At 63.6% G+C, this 14920-nt stretch carries 14 protein-coding genes; 5 read left to right on the top strand and 9 right to left on the bottom strand.

Features of this window, described 5'->3' with window-relative positions:
• Positions 1-285 precede the first annotated feature (285 nt).
• From ffh to E8M79_RS03525, 3 genes are all read left to right on the top strand, one after another.
• Positions 286-1866 (top strand): signal recognition particle protein, encoded by a 1581-nt coding sequence (ffh, locus tag E8M79_RS03535; RefSeq protein WP_137150537.1) that lies wholly within the window; start codon positions 286-288, stop codon positions 1864-1866.
• Positions 1867-1893: 27 nt separating this feature from the next.
• Positions 1894-2280 (top strand): 30S ribosomal protein S16, encoded by a 387-nt coding sequence (gene rpsP / locus E8M79_RS03530; protein ID WP_137150536.1) that lies wholly within the window; start codon positions 1894-1896, stop codon positions 2278-2280.
• 236 nt (positions 2281-2516) lie between these two features.
• Positions 2517-2945 carry a GNAT family N-acetyltransferase gene (locus E8M79_RS03525; protein WP_171015685.1) on the top strand — a complete coding sequence of 143 codons (429 nt, stop codon included), beginning with the start codon at positions 2517-2519 and terminating at the stop codon, positions 2943-2945.
• Positions 2946-2998: 53 nt separating this feature from the next.
• On the opposite strand, the gene leuB is transcribed toward E8M79_RS03525, so the two are convergent.
• From leuB to E8M79_RS03480, 9 genes are all read right to left on the bottom strand, one after another.
• Positions 2999-4099 carry a 3-isopropylmalate dehydrogenase gene (leuB, locus tag E8M79_RS03520; RefSeq protein ID WP_137150534.1) on the bottom strand — a complete coding sequence of 367 codons (1101 nt, stop codon included), beginning with the start codon at positions 4097-4099 and terminating at the stop codon, positions 2999-3001.
• A gap of 98 nt (positions 4100-4197) precedes the next feature.
• Positions 4198-4587, bottom strand: coding sequence for a RidA family protein (locus E8M79_RS03515; RefSeq protein WP_137150533.1), 390 nt, complete (start codon positions 4585-4587; stop codon positions 4198-4200).
• 2 nt (positions 4588-4589) lie between these two features.
• The gene (locus tag E8M79_RS03510; protein WP_137150532.1) at positions 4590-5015 is read right to left on the bottom strand and encodes a GNAT family N-acetyltransferase; all 426 of its coding nucleotides are present in this window, start codon (positions 5013-5015) and stop codon (positions 4590-4592) included.
• A 3-nt stretch (positions 5016-5018) separates the two neighbouring features.
• The gene (gene leuD, locus E8M79_RS03505; protein WP_137150531.1) at positions 5019-5624 is read right to left on the bottom strand and encodes a 3-isopropylmalate dehydratase small subunit; all 606 of its coding nucleotides are present in this window, start codon (positions 5622-5624) and stop codon (positions 5019-5021) included.
• A 78-nt stretch (positions 5625-5702) separates the two neighbouring features.
• Positions 5703-6311: a DedA family protein gene (locus tag E8M79_RS03500; protein WP_137150530.1), complete on the bottom strand. Its 609-nt coding sequence runs from the start codon at positions 6309-6311 to the stop codon at positions 5703-5705.
• A 92-nt stretch (positions 6312-6403) separates the two neighbouring features.
• On the bottom strand, positions 6404-8218 hold the full coding sequence (gene typA / locus E8M79_RS03495; protein WP_137150529.1) for a translational GTPase TypA: 1815 nt from the start codon (positions 8216-8218) through the stop codon (positions 6404-6406).
• 274 nt (positions 8219-8492) lie between these two features.
• Positions 8493-9581 carry a serine hydrolase domain-containing protein gene (locus E8M79_RS03490; protein ID WP_137150528.1) on the bottom strand — a complete coding sequence of 363 codons (1089 nt, stop codon included), beginning with the start codon at positions 9579-9581 and terminating at the stop codon, positions 8493-8495.
• A gap of 124 nt (positions 9582-9705) precedes the next feature.
• Entirely contained in the window at positions 9706-11835 is a 2130-nt protein-coding gene (locus E8M79_RS03485) for an EAL domain-containing protein (protein WP_171015684.1), read from the bottom strand.
• Between the two features lie 177 nt (positions 11836-12012).
• Positions 12013-13236 (bottom strand): argininosuccinate synthase, encoded by a 1224-nt coding sequence (locus E8M79_RS03480; protein ID WP_137150526.1) that lies wholly within the window; start codon positions 13234-13236, stop codon positions 12013-12015.
• 108 nt (positions 13237-13344) lie between these two features.
• Here E8M79_RS03480 and E8M79_RS03475 point away from each other — a divergent pair, with 108 nt between their 5' ends.
• Entirely contained in the window at positions 13345-13992 is a 648-nt protein-coding gene (locus E8M79_RS03475) for a LysE family translocator (RefSeq protein WP_137150525.1), read from the top strand.
• Positions 13993-14070: 78 nt separating this feature from the next.
• On the top strand, positions 14071-14919 hold the full coding sequence (locus tag E8M79_RS03470; RefSeq protein WP_137150524.1) for a 23S rRNA (adenine(2030)-N(6))-methyltransferase RlmJ: 849 nt from the start codon (positions 14071-14073) through the stop codon (positions 14917-14919).
• Position 14920 lies beyond the last annotated feature (1 nt).

The following is a 14920-nucleotide window of genomic DNA, read 5'->3' as shown; positions in this document are numbered from 1 at the left end:
CCGCGCCAGCAAGTGAAGCTTTGGTCATTGTCTTGCCGATCTGGTAAGGTTGGCGCGACGCCTCAAGCCCGATGGCCCGCCTGTTCCTTGACTCCGCGCCCGCTTTCCCGTACAGCGACCCCATTCATCAGGCTTTGCTCCTGACCCGCCGACCGGGACCCCGCAAGGGTCTAGACGATCCCGGAGGCCACCACCCACCAGCGCGTTGCGCCCGTGGGTGCGCTTGGCGTTTGGACTGATGGATCCTATCTCTGCCGGATCGACTGGCAGACACAAGGACGGACAATGTTTGAGAGCTTAAGCGACCGGCTTGGCAAAATCTTTGATGGACTGCGTGGCCGCGGGGCTCTGAGTGCCGCGGACGTCGAGGCAGCGCTGCGCGAAATCCGCCGCGCGCTGATCGAGGCCGACGTCTCGCTCGAAGTGGTCCGCGCCTTTGTCGAACAGGTCAAGGACCGCGCCGTCGGCGCCGAAGTGACCCGCTCGGTCACCCCCGGCCAGCAGGTGGTCAAGATCGTCCATGACGAGCTGGTGGCCGTGCTCGGCGACAGCGCCGTGGCCATCGATCTCAATGCCCCCGCCCCGGTGACGCTGCTGATGGTGGGCCTGCAGGGCTCGGGCAAGACCACCACCACCGCCAAGATTGCCAAGCGCCTCAAGGACCGCAACAAGAAGAAGGTTCTGCTCGCCTCGCTCGATACCCGCCGCCCCGCTGCCATGGAGCAGCTGCGCGTGCTGGGCGAACAGGTGAGCGTGGATACCCTGCCCATCGTCACCAGCGAAACCCCGGTGCAGATCGCCCGCCGCGCCGAGCGCGAGGCCCGCCTAGGTGGCTATGACGTTCTGATTCTCGACACCGCCGGCCGCACCCATATCGACGAAGAGCTGATGGTGGAAACCGTCAGCATCAAGGATATCGCCAAGCCGCATGAAATCCTGCTGGTGGTCGATGCGCTGACCGGCCAGGACGCCATCAATGTGGCGCGGTCCTTTGATGGGCGCCTGGACATCACCGGCATCGTGCTGACCCGCGTGGACGGCGACGGCCGCGGCGGCGCCGCGCTCTCGATGCGCGCCGCGACCGGCAAGCCGATCAAGCTGATCGGCGTTGGCGAAAAGATGGATGCGCTGGAGGATTTCCACCCCAGCCGCATCGCCGACCGCATCCTGGGCATGGGCGACATCGTCAGCCTGGTCGAAAAGGCCGCCGAGCATGTGTCGGCCGAAGACGCCCAGAAGATGGCCAAGAAGCTCAAGAAGGGCTCCTTTGACCTCGACGATCTGCGCAACCAGCTGATCCAGATGAAGAAGATGGGCGGCATGGGTGGCCTGATGGCCATGATGCCCGGCATGGGCCAGATCAAGAAAGCCATGGCCGGCGCCAATATCGACGAGAAGGTGTTCGATCGCCAGATCGCCATCATCAATTCGATGACCAAGAAGGAACGGGCCGAGCCCGACCTGCTCAATGCCAGCCGCCGCAAGCGCATCGCTGCCGGCGCCGGTGTCGAGGTCAGCGAGATCAACAAGCTCGCCAAGCAGCACCGCCAGATGGCCGACATGATGAAAAAGGTCGGCAAGGGCGGCATGGGTGCCCTCGGTGGCATGATGGGCGGCAAGATGATGGGCGGCATGGGCGGCATGCCCGACCTCTCCAAGATGGACCCGGCCCAGCTCGAGCAGATGGCCCGCCAGGCCGGCATCGACCCCGCCCAGCTCAAGGGCCTGCCCGCGCCCAAGCCGCAGCTGGCTGAAAAACTGCCGACCGATGTCGGCGCCCTGTTCAAATCCGCCGGAACCGGTCTGCCCGGGCTTGGCGGCGCACCCCGTTTCCCAGGCCTGCCGGGCCTGGGCAAGAAAAAGTAACCGTTCAACCTAACCTAGGATACCAATATGTCCCTCAAGATCCGTCTGGCCCGTGGTGGCACCAAGAAGCGCCCGTTCTACCAGATCGTCGTCGCCGATGCCCGTTCGCCCCGCGATGGCCGTTTCATCGAAAAGCTCGGCACCTTCAACCCGCTGCTGGCCAAGGACAATGAAGGCCGCGTCGTGATCGACGCCGAGCGCGCCAAGCATTGGCTGAGCGTTGGCGCCCAGCCGACCGACCGCGTGCTGCGTTTCCTCGACGCCGTCGGCGTTGCCAACCGCGAAGCCCGCAACAACCCCAACAAGGCAAAGCCGGGCGAGAAGGCCACCCAGCGCGCTGAAGACAAGGCTGCCAAGGCTGCCGCCATCGAAGAAGCCAAGAACGCCCCCAAGGAAGAAGCAGCCGCCGAATAAGGCTGGCTCTCCGCGCAAGACAGAAAAGCCCCGGTGCGAAAGCGCCGGGGCTTTTTGTTTGATGCGCATCGGCAAGCTCACGCGATGTCATCCCGGCCGTCGCAGGTTTGGGGGCCTCAAGCCTTCAGCGTCCCCAAATCGGCGCCGATTTCGTCGTCCAGGCGCATTGTTGACAGGATCGCGCCGGGCAGAAAGATAGTGATCGATATTACCGCCTGCATCGGAGCTGCTACCTCGTGAGCGCCACGCCCCGCCTCGAATTCGTCGACGAGCCGAGCCCTTCCGACATAGAGGCGGTGGTGGGCATCCTTGGTGAGGCCGCCGAGGCGCAGCGGCCTGGGGGCAACTATCGCGACTATGGCTTCCTCCTCAAGGATGAGGCAGGCACCATCAGGGGGGGCCTTACGGGCTATGTGCTCTACGACTGGATGTTTATTCAGTTCGTGTCGGTGGCGGCGGACCTGCGCGGCCAGGGCCTGGGCAGGATGCTGATGCAGGAGGCCGAAAACTGGGCACGCCGGCAAGGCCTCGGTGGCATGTGGCTCGACACCTTCGCCTTCCAGGCGCCCGAGTTTTACCGCGACCTCGGGTTTGTCGCGTTCGGCACCATCGAGGACCATCCGGCCGGATCACGCCGCATCTTTTTCCAGAAGCGGCTGAGCTAGTCCGTGCGCCCCGGCCTTAGGCCGGGGACATCGTGTTTGGAGAGCCGCTGGGGTTAGGCCTTGAGCTTGGCCAGGATGGCGGCGCCCATTTCTTCGGTGCCGACCGTCTTGCGGTTGTCCTGGGCGATGTCGCCGGTGCGCAGCCCGTCGCTGAGCACGGCCGAGATGGCGTTCTCGATGCGGGTGGCCAGCTCGATCATGCCGAAGCTGTAGCGCAGCGCCATGGCCACCGAGGCGATCATGGCGATGGGATTGGCAATGCCCTTGCCGGCAATATCGGGGGCCGAGCCGTGCACGGGCTCGTAGAAGGCCTTGCGCTTGCCGGTGACCGGATCGGGCGCACCCAGGCTGGCCGAGGGCAGCATGCCCAGCGAACCGGTGAGCATGGCCGCCACGTCCGAGAGAATATCACCGAACAGGTTATCGGTGACCATCACGTCGAACTGCTTGGGATTGCGCACCAGCTGCATGGCCGCGTTGTCGGCCAGGATATGGTGCAGCTCGACGTCCGAATAGTCCTTGGCAACGCCCTTGACCACTTCGTCCCACAGCACGCCGGACTTCATCACGTTCTTCTTGTCGGCCGAATGCACCTTGTTGTTGCGGGTGCGGGCGAGGTCGAAGGCCACGCGGGCGATGCGGTCGATCTCATAGGTCTCATAGACCTGGGTATCGATGGCGCGCTTCTGCCCGCCACCCAGATCGGTGATGGTCTTGGGCTCGCCGAAATAGACGCCGCCAGTCAGTTCGCGCACGATCAGGATATCGAGGCCTTCCACCAGCTCGCGCTTGAGCGAGGAGGCTTCGGCCAGCGCCGGATAGCAGATGGCGGGGCGCAGATTGGCAAACACGGCCATTTCCTTGCGCAGACGCAGGAGAGCCGCTTCCGGACGGTGCTCATAGGGCACATTGTCCCACTTCGGCCCACCCACCGCGCCAAAGATCACCGCATCGGCGGCCTTGGCCTTTTCGGTGTCTTCATCGGTGATGGCCACCTGATGGGCATCATAGGCCGCGCCGCCAGCCAGGCCGCGCTCGGTGGCGAAATCGGTGAGCTGCTCGCTATTGGTCCAGGCGATCAGCTTGTCGACCTCGGCCATGATTTCGGTACCGATGCCGTCGCCGGGCAGCAGGAAGAGGGAATGGGTGGCCATGGTGGCTCCTTGCCGTACTGATGGTTACGCCTGTGGCTCCGCACATAGCCTCATTTGACCTGCCCGCGCAAGCGGTGGAGCCGGTGAGCGCCAGGCGATCAGCTGTTGGCGGCGCCGATGCGGGCGGTGACTTCGATCTCGATCTTCATGCCGGCTTCGATCATCTGCACGATCAGCATCGAGGCGGCCGGGCGAATGTCTTTGAACACCGGACCCACGGCCTTGACCACGGCGTCGACGTCGTTGCGGTCGCCCACATAATAGACCACGCGCACGGTGTCCTGAATGGACGAGCCGGCTTCCTTGAGGGCCTTGTCGATGGTGGCCAGGGCATTGGCGGCCTGCTGGCCGACATCGTCGGGCATGGTCATGGTGGCATAGTCATAGCCCGTCGTGCCGGAGACATAGACGGTGTCCTCATGCCGCACGGCACGGGAATAGCCAAAGGTGGCTTCGAAGGGGGAACCGGTGGAAACGCGCTGGACCATGATCAACTCAGGAGTTTTTGCAGGAAGAATCGGCTCGCGCCGGGCGGATATTGGGTGATTTCGCCAAAAACGGCATAGCCAAGCTTGGCGTAAAAGTCGGGCGCCTGGAAACTGAAGGTATCCAGCCAGATGCCGGCGCAGCCCGCTTCGCGCGCCAGCACTTCGGCCTGGGCCATCAATTGGGTGCCCACACCTTGCCCGCGCAGCCGCTCGGGCACGATGAGCATCTCAATGAACATCCAGTTGAAACTGATCCGGGCGGTCATGCCGCCATCGATCACCCCGGTCTCGGGATGCCGCAGCGTCAGCCCCAGGGTGCGCGGCGCCGGAAAATCCGGCACCTGCGCGCGGTTGAAGGCGATCAGGGCGGCCCCGATGGCCGCTTCGCTGTCAGGCTGCAGAACGGCTTCGTAGCCGATCTCCACCATGGCTCAGAGCCAGGGGCGGTCTGTCGCCATCTTGTTTTCAAAGCTGGTGATCGAGGGATCGGACTTGAGCGTGCCGGCGATATCGTCCAGGCCCTCGAGCAGGATCTGCTTGCGGCTGGGGTCGATGTCGAAATGCAGCGTGCCGCCATCGGGGCCTTTGATAGTCTGGCTTTCCAGATCCACCGTCAGCGTGGCGTTGGAGCCGCGATCGGCATCGTCGAGCAGCAGCTTGAGCTGTTCGGGCGACACCACCAGCGGCAGAATGCCGTTCTTGAAGCAGTTGTTGTAGAAGATGTCGGCAAAGCTGGTGGAGATCACGCAGCGGATGCCGAAATCGAGCAGGGCCCAGGGGGCATGCTCGCGGCTGGAGCCGCAGCCGAAATTGTCGCCGGCCACGATGATGCTGGCCTGGCGATAGCCCGGCTTGTTCAGCACGAAATCGGGGTTCTCGGTGCCGTCTTCGTTGTAGCGCATCTCCGAAAACAGCGCTGTCCCCAGACCCGTCCGCTTGATGGTCTTGAGATACTGCTTGGGGATGATCATGTCGGTGTCGATATTGATGATCGGCAGGGGCGCCGCGACACCGGTCAGGGTGGTGAACTTGTCCATGAGGAAACCTCGCTTTGCCCAGCGTCTTGGCGCAAAAGCCGGCTCCGGGTCAAGCCAGCAAACGCACAATCCGTTCGGCTAGCCGCGCGCCGTGCTCGGCCGCCAGGTCACGACCTTGATCAGATAGAGCACAACGACCAGCCCCAGCACGGCATAGCTCAGCGGATCGAGCACCACTTCGATCACCTCGTAATGCTCATGCAGGATAAAGCCGGCCAGGGTGAGGATGGTGTTCCACACCAGCGCCCCGGCGGTCGAGGCCAGAAGAAAGATGGGCAGCGGCATGCGCGACAGGCCCGCCGGAATCGAGATCAAGGTGCGGATCAAGGGGATCAGCCGGCCGAACAGCACGATGACGGGCCCGAAACGGGTAAACCAGCCCACCGCCATGTCGATCTCGTCAGCATTAAAGGCCATGACCCGACCAAAGCGGTCAGCGAGGGCGCGGACGCGGTTGAGCCCGAACAGCCGCCCGGCAAAATACCAGGGCAGCATGCCCACCACCGCGCCAACGGTGGCCGCGGCGATGACCCCGAACAGGTTGAGCTCGCCATTGGCGGCGGCAAAGCCGGCAAAGGGAATGATCAGCTCGCTCGGAATGGGCGGAAAGATCGATTCCGCCAGCATCACGAGAAAAATGCCGAGATAGCCCCAGCTCGAAATGGTGTGGATGATCCATTCGGTCATGCTGGGTCTCCTGTTGGCCTGGACGGCACACTGTCGGCAAACCACCAACAAAAAGTTAGGGCCCCTGGATTTCCCCAGGAGCCCCTATTGGCTTAGGCCGACTTGGAGGCGCGGCTCATGCGCTTGCGATCATTGGGATCGAGCCAGATCTTGCGCAGGCGGATCGACTTGGGGGTCACCTCGACATATTCGTCTTCGGCGATATAGCCCAGCGACTGCTCGAGGGTCAGCTTCTTGGGCGTGGTCAGGCGCACCGCTTCGTCCTTGGACGTGGTGCGGATATTGGTGAGCTGCTTGCCCTTGAGCGCGTTGACCTCAAGGTCATTCTCGCGGGAATGCTCGCCGATGATCATGCCTTCATAGATGTCCACGCCCGCATCGATCATGATCGGGCCACGGTCTTCCAGGTTCCACAGCGCGAAGGCCACGGACTGGCCGGTGCCGTTGCTGATCAGAACGCCGGTGCGGCGGCCGGGCAGATCGCCCTTGAAGGGCACGAAGGAGTGGAACAGGCGGTTAAAGATCGCCGTGCCGCGGGTGTCGCTGAGCAGTTCGGGCTGGTAGCCGATCAGGCTACGGGTGGGGACCAGCAGCTGGATACGGGTGCGGCCGACGCCCGAGGGACGCATGTCGGTCAGCTCGCCCTTGCGCTCGGTCAGCTTCTGCACAACCGTGCCGGTGTGCTCGTCATCAACGTCGATGATGACTTCTTCAATCGGCTCGTGGCGCACGCCATCGATATCGCGCATCAGCACCTTGGGGCGACCGATGGTCAGCTCGAAGCCTTCGCGGCGCATGTTTTCGATCAGCACCGCCAGCTGCAATTCGCCGCGGCCAGCCACGTCATAGGAATCATTGTCGTCGCCGGGCGTCACCTTGATGGCGACATTGCCTTCGGCTTCGCGGAACAGGCGCTCGCGGATCACGCGGGACTGCACCTTGTCGCCTTCGCGGCCGGCCAGCGGGCCGTCGTTGATGCGGAAGGTCACCGACAGGGTCGGCGGATCAATCGGCTTGGAGGCGATGGGCGTGGTCACCTGCGGCGCGCACAGCGTGTCGGCCACGGTGGAGGTCACGAGACCCGCGATGGCGACGATGTCACCGGCTTCGCCGATGTCCACCGGGGTGCGCTCAAGGCCACGGAAGGCCAGAACCTTGGAAACGCGGCCCTTTTCGACTTCCTTGCCTTCACGGTTGAGCGTGTGAATGGCGTCGTTGGACTTGACCGTGCCCGAGGTGATGCGGCCGGTCAGGATGCGGCCCAGGAAGGGGTTGCGCTCGATGGTGGTGACCAGCATGCGGAACTGGCCTTCTTCCACGGTCGGCTCGGGCACATGCTCGATGACCTTGTCCAGCAGCGGGCCGAGATCGTCCTTGGGACCCTCGGGCTCCAGCGCCATCCAGCCCTGCTTGGCCGAACCATAGAGCACGGGGAAGTCGAGCTGCTCGGGCGAAGCATCCAGCGCGATGAACAGATCAAAGATCTCTTCGAGCACTTCCATGTGGCGCTCGTCGGACTTGTCGATCTTGTTGATCGCCACGATGGGACGCAGGCCCTGGGCCAGCGCCTTGCCGAGCACGAACTTGGTCTGCGGCATCGGGCCTTCGGCCGCGTCCACCAGGATCACCACGCCATCGACCATGGACAGGATGCGCTCGACTTCGCCGCCGAAGTCGGCGTGGCCGGGGGTGTCCACGATATTGATGCGGGTGTCTTTCCAGAGCAGCGAGGTCACCTTGGCCAGAATGGTGATGCCGCGCTCGCGCTCGATATCATTGCTGTCCATGGCGCGTTCTTCGACGCGTTCGTTTTCGCGGAAGGAACCCGACTGCTTGAGCAGCACGTCGATAAGCGTGGTCTTGCCGTGGTCAACGTGGGCGATGATAGCGATATTGCGCAGGGACATATGGATCCGGCCTGTTTGGCATGATCCCAAAACCTTGTGCCGCGAAAGGGGCGGCGGCAAACGGCTGAACCATGCAGGAATGAAGACGCGCCAACCCTCCGCAGCGATGCGGAATTGGCGCATTTGGCGCTGCATTACAGGAAGACGCGGTTTTCCACAAGCGCGGGGGGCGCAAAGGTGGGTTGCGACCGGCCACCGGCGCCCGCCATGGTTACCTGACCTGCATGCTGTCTAGGTCGAGCCGGTCGCGCCAGACCGGATTGACCCCAATCCCTTACTCCGCCGCTGCTTCCACATCGACGGCCATTTCCGCCAGCGAGATATCCTCGCCATTGGCCAGCAGGATGACGGTCATGCCGGTATCGAGATTGCGCTGGTAGTAGGTCGAGGTTCCCATCCAGCTGCCGCTGTGGGTGGCATATTGGTCTCCGCCCCAGGTCTCCAGCCCCCAGCCATAGCCATAGCCGGCGCCATCTTCGTTGATCGGCGAGCCGTCATCGAGCGTACCGTTCTCAAACAGCGTCTTGATTGCCTGCTCGTCGAGCAGCGATCCATCGCTCAAGGCGGTCTCATAGAGTGCCAGATCATCAAGGCAGGTCAGCACATTGCCGTCGCCTTCCAAAAGGCTCGGCACATGGCTGAGTTCGAAGTCACCTTCCAAGCCACTATAGCCGGTGGCCATACGGTCGGGGTCCACCCCCTCGGCCAGCACCACCAGATTGGTCGACTCCATACCCAGATCATCCCAGATCCGCGCATGCAGCACCCCATTGAGGCTGTCGGCGCCATCAGCCATGGCCACCAGACTGCCCAGCGTGACATAGCCGCTGTTGGAATAGTCAAATTGTGTGCCAGGGGCATGGTCGAGCGGCTGGTCGGCCAGCCAGTTCACCACAACGGCATTGGTCGCCTCAGTGCCCGACACGGACTCCTCATCGGCATTGATATAGTCGGTGAGCCCGGAAACATGGTGGATCAGATCGCCCACGACGATGGCGCGGTCATCCGAAGCCTGATCGGCAAACACCGGCAGGATATCGGCAACCGCGGTGTCCTCATCATAGAGCCCGTCCTGCATCTGAAGCCGCGCGGCCAGCGCCGTCATTTCCTTGGACACCGAGGCCAGATCGAAGATGGTTTGCGCGGTCACCGGCCGTTCCGCGTCAATATCGGCAAAGCCATAGCCGCTCTTGTGCAGCACAGTCCCTTTCGACATCACCAGCACCGCCAGTCCCGGCGTGTCGCGCCCGACATAGGGCTCAACCACATTGTCCACGGCAACAAGATGCGGCGCATCGGAAGCCGTGGCACCGGACACAAGAACCGGGAGACACGCAATCAGAACGGCAGCAAGACGGACCATCAGCAACCCCGGATAAAGCACCACCCTAGGTCGTGCCGCAGCCAGATTAGACTGTCAATCGGGCCGTCACACAGGCGCTGGAACAGGCCCGGACGCGGGCCGGACAGCGGGGTCCGTGCCGTGCTCAGGATGCCTTGCGCCGATGCGACACCGCGCGGGCCGCATCGGCCCGCAGCAGATTGACCAGCGCCTCGGGCGGCAAGGGCGGGGAGAACAGGAAGCCCTGCACTTCCGTGGCGCCCTGCGCCCGCACCAGGGCCAGCTGTTCCTGGGTTTCAACGCCCTCGGCCGTGGTCGACATGCCCAGCGACCGGCCCAGGCCGATCACCGCCTGCATGATGGCCTGGCTGTCCTTGCGCTCGGTCAGATCATGCATGAAGGAGCGGTCGATCTTGATCTTGTCGAAGGGGAAGCTGCGCAGATAGCTCAGCGAGGAATAGCCGGTGCCGAAATCATCCATCGAGATGCGCACGCCCATGGCGCGCAGGTCATGCAGCGCCTGCAGGGTGGCTTCGCTTTCCGTCAGCAGCAGGGATTCGGTGATCTCGAGCTCAAGCCGTGCCGGCGGCAGGCCGGCAGCGGACACCGCCGACTGCACCATGCCCACCAGGTCACGCGCCTTGAACTGCACCGGCGAGAGATTGACCGCCACCCGCACGTCGCCCGGCCAGCTGGCGGCCGCCCGCGTCGCTTCGCGCAGCACCCATTCGCCGATGGCCACGATCAGCCCGGTTTCCTCGGCAATGGGCACAAATTCGGTGGGCGAGATGGTGCGATCCTCATGGTCCCAGCGCAGCAGCGCCTCCACGCAGATCACCCGGTCTTCCTCGAGCCCCAGCAGCGGCTGATAGACCAGGCGCAATTCGTCGCGCTGCAGCGCCAGGCGCAACCCAGCCTCGATATTGCGCCGCCGCTGCAGCTCGGCATCCATGCCGTTTTCGAAGAAATGATAGGTTGAGCGCCCGTCGCTCTTGGCGCGGTACAGTGCCAGATCGGCATTCTTGACCAGCGCATCGGTCTTGACCCCGTCGCCCGGCCCCACGGCAATGCCGATGCTGGCGCCGATCTCGATCTGCTGGCCGCCGATATGCATGGGCGCACTGATGGCGCGGATGATGCGGTCGGCCACCTTGGCGGCCGCCGAGGCATCATCGATCGGCCGCATCAGCAGGGCAAATTCATCGCCGCCCAGCCGGGCCAGCACATCGGTCTCCCGCGTTGCGCCCCACAGCCGGGCCGAGGCCTGCTTGATCACCTCATCGCCCACCGCATGACCCAGCGTGTCATTGACCGCCTTGAAGTGATCGAGGTCGATATAGAGCACCGCCGCCTGTTCGCCGCGGCTGAGATTGATCTCGGTCTTGGCCATCTGCTCGAGGAACTCGATGCGATTGGGCAGATCGGTCAAGGCATCATGACGCGCCAGATGACGGATACGCGCCTCATTCTGGCGCTGCTCGGTGATATCCTCATGGGTGGACACCCAGCCACCATCCTTCATCGGATGGTGCTGCATCATAATGGTGCGGCCATTGAGCTCGTGGACATTCTTGCCATATTCGCAGCGCGCGATGACGTCGCGCCGCCAGGTCAGATATTCCTCGCGCGTCATGTCCGCACTCATGCCGACATCGAACAGGTGGTTGAGAATATCGTCCAGCTGCGTGCCCGGCGTGAGCAGTTCAGGCGGCAAATTATAGATGCGGGCATAGGGCTCGTTGCAGATCACCAGCCGGCCACGCGCATCCATCATGCACAGGCCCTGGCTGATATTGTTGACCGCTGCATCGAGCCTGATGTTCTGCCGTTCCAGCTCCAGCTTGCGCTTGAGCGCCACTTCCGAGCGGGCCACTTCCTCGGTGATGTCCTCATGGGTCACCACCCAGCCCAGCGCCGGCGAATAGACATGGGCGGTCTCCACCGTGCGGCCGCCATCGACCACCTCGGTGTTTTTCACCCGCGCGCCGCTGCGATTGGCCAGCAGCTCGGCGGTATAGAGCTCATAGAATTCGTCGGGCTTTTGGTGGGGATGATTGCCCAGCGTGCTGCTCAGATGCACCACATCTTCCAGGCTCATGCCGCGCTTGAGCGAACTCAGCGGAAAGCCATAGATGTCCCGATAGTGCTTGTTCCACATCACCAGGCGGAACTGCGGCGACCACACACAGAAGCCATAGGGAATGTTCTCGAGGGCGGCGTCGAGAAGCAGGGCCTCGGCAAGACTGGATACGTCGCTGAGACTGTCTGCTTGCACGCGCTCTGCCCCCACGGGCGCACGCCCAGGCGCGCCACAGCGGAACGCTAAACTGTTCACCTTAAGGAAAAATTAAGCGCGTTACAGAACTGTCACGGGCATAGCGCCGCAGGGCCGCCCGAGGGTGCTGGCCGGACCCTGCCAAAGCAGCGGATCCGGCCGAACCGAGCTCAGTGATCAGCCTTCGGCCTTGGCATTGCGGGCGGCCCAGGTCTTGAGGCGTAGGCCGTTGAGGCGGATAAAGCCCTCGGCGTCGTGATGGTCATAGGCCACCGCGCCCTCTTCAAAGGTCACCAGATCCATCGAATAAAGCGAATAGGGCGAGGTGCGCGCGATGACATTGGCGCTGCCCTTGTAGAGCTTAACGGTGACCTCGCCGGTGACATAGGTCTGGCTCTTGTCGATCAGCGCCTGCAGCATTTCGCGCTCGGGCGAGTACCAGAAGCCATTGTAGATCAGCTCGGCATATTTGGGCATCAGCTCATCCTTGAGATGGGCTTCGCCACGGTCGAGCGTGATCGATTCAATGCCGCGGTGTGCCACCAGCAGGATCGTGCCGCCGGGGGTCTCGTAGAGCCCACGGCTCTTCATGCCCACAAAGCGGTTTTCCACCAGGTCCAGCCGACCCACGCCATGCTTGCCACCCAGCTCGTTGAGCTTGGTGAGCAGCGCAGCCGGCGACAGCGTCTCGCCATTGATCGAGACCGGATCGCCCTTTTCAAAGCCGATGGTGATGATCTCGGCCGCGTCAGGGGCCTTTTCGGCGTCGACCGTGCGCTGCGGCACATAATCGGGATAGGGCACAGCCGGATCTTCCAGCACCATGCCTTCGGACGAGGTGTGCAGCAGATTGGCGTCCACCGAGAAGGGGGCCTCGCCGCGCTTGTCCTTGGCGATCGGGATCTGGTTGGCTTCGGCATAGCTGAGCAGGGCCGTGCGCGAGCGCAGGTCCCACTCGCGCCAGGGGGCGATGACCTTGAGGCCCGGCATCAGCGCATTGGCGGTGAGCTCGAAACGCACCTGATCATTGCCCTTGCCGGTGGCGCCATGGGCGATGGCGTCAGCGCCGGTCTCGCGGGCGATGTCGACCAGATGACGGGCGATGACCGGGCGGGCGATCGAGGTGCCCAGCAGATACTGGCCTTCATAGAGCGCATTGGCGCGGAACATGGGGAACACGAAATCGCGCACGAACTCCTCGCGCACGTCCACGATGCGGATGTCCTTGATGCCGAACATCTCGGCCTTCTTGCGCGCCGGCTCGAGCTCTTCGCCCTGGCCCAGATCGGCTGTGAAGGTGATGATCTCGGCCTGGTAATGCTCCTGCAGCCATTTCAGCATGATGGAGGTGTCGAGCCCGCCCGAATAGGAAAGCACGATCTTCTTGATGTCTTTTGCCATGGTTCGCCGTCGCAGTGATGGGTGGCCGCAGGGGGCCGGAAATTTGGCGCACCCTATTCAGGTGCAGGCGCGCGTGCAATTGTCGGCGCGCAGATTCTTGAGTTCATCATGCCCGCCTTCGTTCCTGACGTCTCTGTCATCCTGACCTTTGCCCTGGCCGGCTTCGTTCTGGCCATCACGCCCGGCCCCGATATGGCGCTGTTTGTCTCCCGCACCATCAATTTCGGCCGCGTCCATGGCATGGCCACGGTTCTGGGCGCGCTGACCGGCATTGCGGTGCACACAAGCCTCGTTGCCTTCGGCATTTCCGTGCTGATCGTGGCGGCGCCGGCCGCCTTCTGGGCGCTCAAGATCGTTGGGGCGCTCTATCTGGTGTGGCTGGCCATCCAGGCCATCCGCGAGGGCGGGGGCCTGTTGGTCAATCGCGCCGCCGGGCGGCAGCCAAGCTTTCTGCAGAGCTATATGACCGGGCTGGGCATCAACCTCACCAATCCCAAGGTCGCCCTGTTCTTTGTGACCTTCCTGCCCCAGTTCGTCTCCGCCCATGATCCGGCGGCGGCCGGCAAGCTGCTGTTCCTGGGCGTCGAATTCGTCGTGGTCTCGCTGCCCATCGTCATCGCCATCGTGCTGGCGGCCGAATGGCTGACCACCACGCTGCGCGACAATCCCTGGGTGTCCAGGGCGCTGAACTGGAGCTTTGCCGCCGTGTTCATGGCCTTTGCCGCCACCATTCTTCTGGCGGAAGGGCGGAAGTAGGATCATGGCCCTTCGCATGGCTCAGGGCGTTCATTGCTCAAATCGCGCCACCGGCGCGATTTGCCCCGGTGGGTCGCGATGAACTATCGACACATCTTCCACGCCGGCAATTTTGCCGATGTGGTCAAGCACCTGATCCTCGTCCGCATCATGGCCTATCTGCAGCGCAAGCCGGCGGCCTTTCGCGTCATCGATACCCATGCCGGGGTGGGGCTCTACGATCTCTCGGGCGATGAAGCCGGCCGCACCGGCGAATGGATCGATGGCATCGGGCGGCTGTTTACCCACGACCTGCCGGCGCCGGCGGCCGAACTGGCTGCGCCCTATATCGAAGCGGTGCGCAGCCGCAATCCCGATGGCGAGCTGCGCTTTTATCCCGGCTCGCCGCTGATCGCCCGCCAGCTGCTGCGCGAGCAGGATCGCCTGTTTGCCCTGGAACTGCATCCCGAAGATGCCGCCGCCCTGCGCGAGAACCTGGCCGGTGACATCCAGGCGCGCGCCACCCATCTCGATGGCTGGGCGGCGCTGGGCAGTTTCCTGCCGCCCAAGGAAAAGCGCGGCCTGGTGCTGATCGATCCGCCCTTTGAGGAAAAGGGCGAATTTGCCCATATGGTGGCCGCTCTCGCCAAGGCGCACCAGCGCTGGCCCGGCGGCATCTATGCGCTGTGGTATCCCATCAAGGACCCGGCCCAGACCGAGGCCTTCATCGCCGACCTCAAGCGCACCGCCATTGCCAAGGTGCTGCGCATCGAGCTGACCATCCGCGCCCCGGCCACCCCGCCGCGCCTGTTTGGCACCGGCATGATCGTGGTCAACCCGCCCTACGCGCTGGAAGCCGACATGGCCATCCTGTTGCCTGAACTCGCCAAGGTGCTGGGCGAAGATGGCCGCGGTCAATGGCGCATGGACTGGGTGGCGGGGGAGTAGC

Origin of the sequence: Devosia sp. FKR38, from assembly GCF_005222805.1 — a bacterium.
In the GTDB taxonomy this organism is placed as follows: domain Bacteria; phylum Pseudomonadota; class Alphaproteobacteria; order Rhizobiales; family Devosiaceae; genus Devosia.
Note: the sequence above shows the minus strand (reverse complement) of the source record. Positions and strands in the feature narration are given on the sequence as shown.

Excerpts from the sequence above, each read along its gene's own strand:
- leuD (WP_137150531.1), bottom strand. The coding sequence starts at position 5,624 with ATGGACAAGTTCACCACCCTGACCGGTGTCGCGGCGCCCCTGCCGATC.
- E8M79_RS03470 (WP_137150524.1), top strand. The coding sequence starts at position 14,071 with ATGAACTATCGACACATCTTCCACGCCGGCAATTTTGCCGATGTGGTC.
- typA (WP_137150529.1), bottom strand. The coding sequence starts at position 8,218 with ATGTCCCTGCGCAATATCGCTATCATCGCCCACGTTGACCACGGCAAG.
- ffh (WP_137150537.1), top strand. The coding sequence starts at position 286 with ATGTTTGAGAGCTTAAGCGACCGGCTTGGCAAAATCTTTGATGGACTG.
- E8M79_RS03480 (WP_137150526.1), bottom strand. The coding sequence starts at position 13,236 with ATGGCAAAAGACATCAAGAAGATCGTGCTTTCCTATTCGGGCGGGCTC.
- rpsP (WP_137150536.1), top strand. The coding sequence starts at position 1,894 with ATGTCCCTCAAGATCCGTCTGGCCCGTGGTGGCACCAAGAAGCGCCCG.
- E8M79_RS03490 (WP_137150528.1), bottom strand. The coding sequence starts at position 9,581 with ATGGTCCGTCTTGCTGCCGTTCTGATTGCGTGTCTCCCGGTTCTTGTG.
- E8M79_RS03515 (WP_137150533.1), bottom strand. The coding sequence starts at position 4,587 with ATGGTCCAGCGCGTTTCCACCGGTTCCCCCTTCGAAGCCACCTTTGGC.
- leuB (WP_137150534.1), bottom strand. The coding sequence starts at position 4,099 with ATGGCCACCCATTCCCTCTTCCTGCTGCCCGGCGACGGCATCGGTACC.
- E8M79_RS03510 (WP_137150532.1), bottom strand. The coding sequence starts at position 5,015 with ATGGTGGAGATCGGCTACGAAGCCGTTCTGCAGCCTGACAGCGAAGCG.
- E8M79_RS03500 (WP_137150530.1), bottom strand. The coding sequence starts at position 6,311 with ATGACCGAATGGATCATCCACACCATTTCGAGCTGGGGCTATCTCGGC.
- E8M79_RS03475 (WP_137150525.1), top strand. The coding sequence starts at position 13,345 with ATGCCCGCCTTCGTTCCTGACGTCTCTGTCATCCTGACCTTTGCCCTG.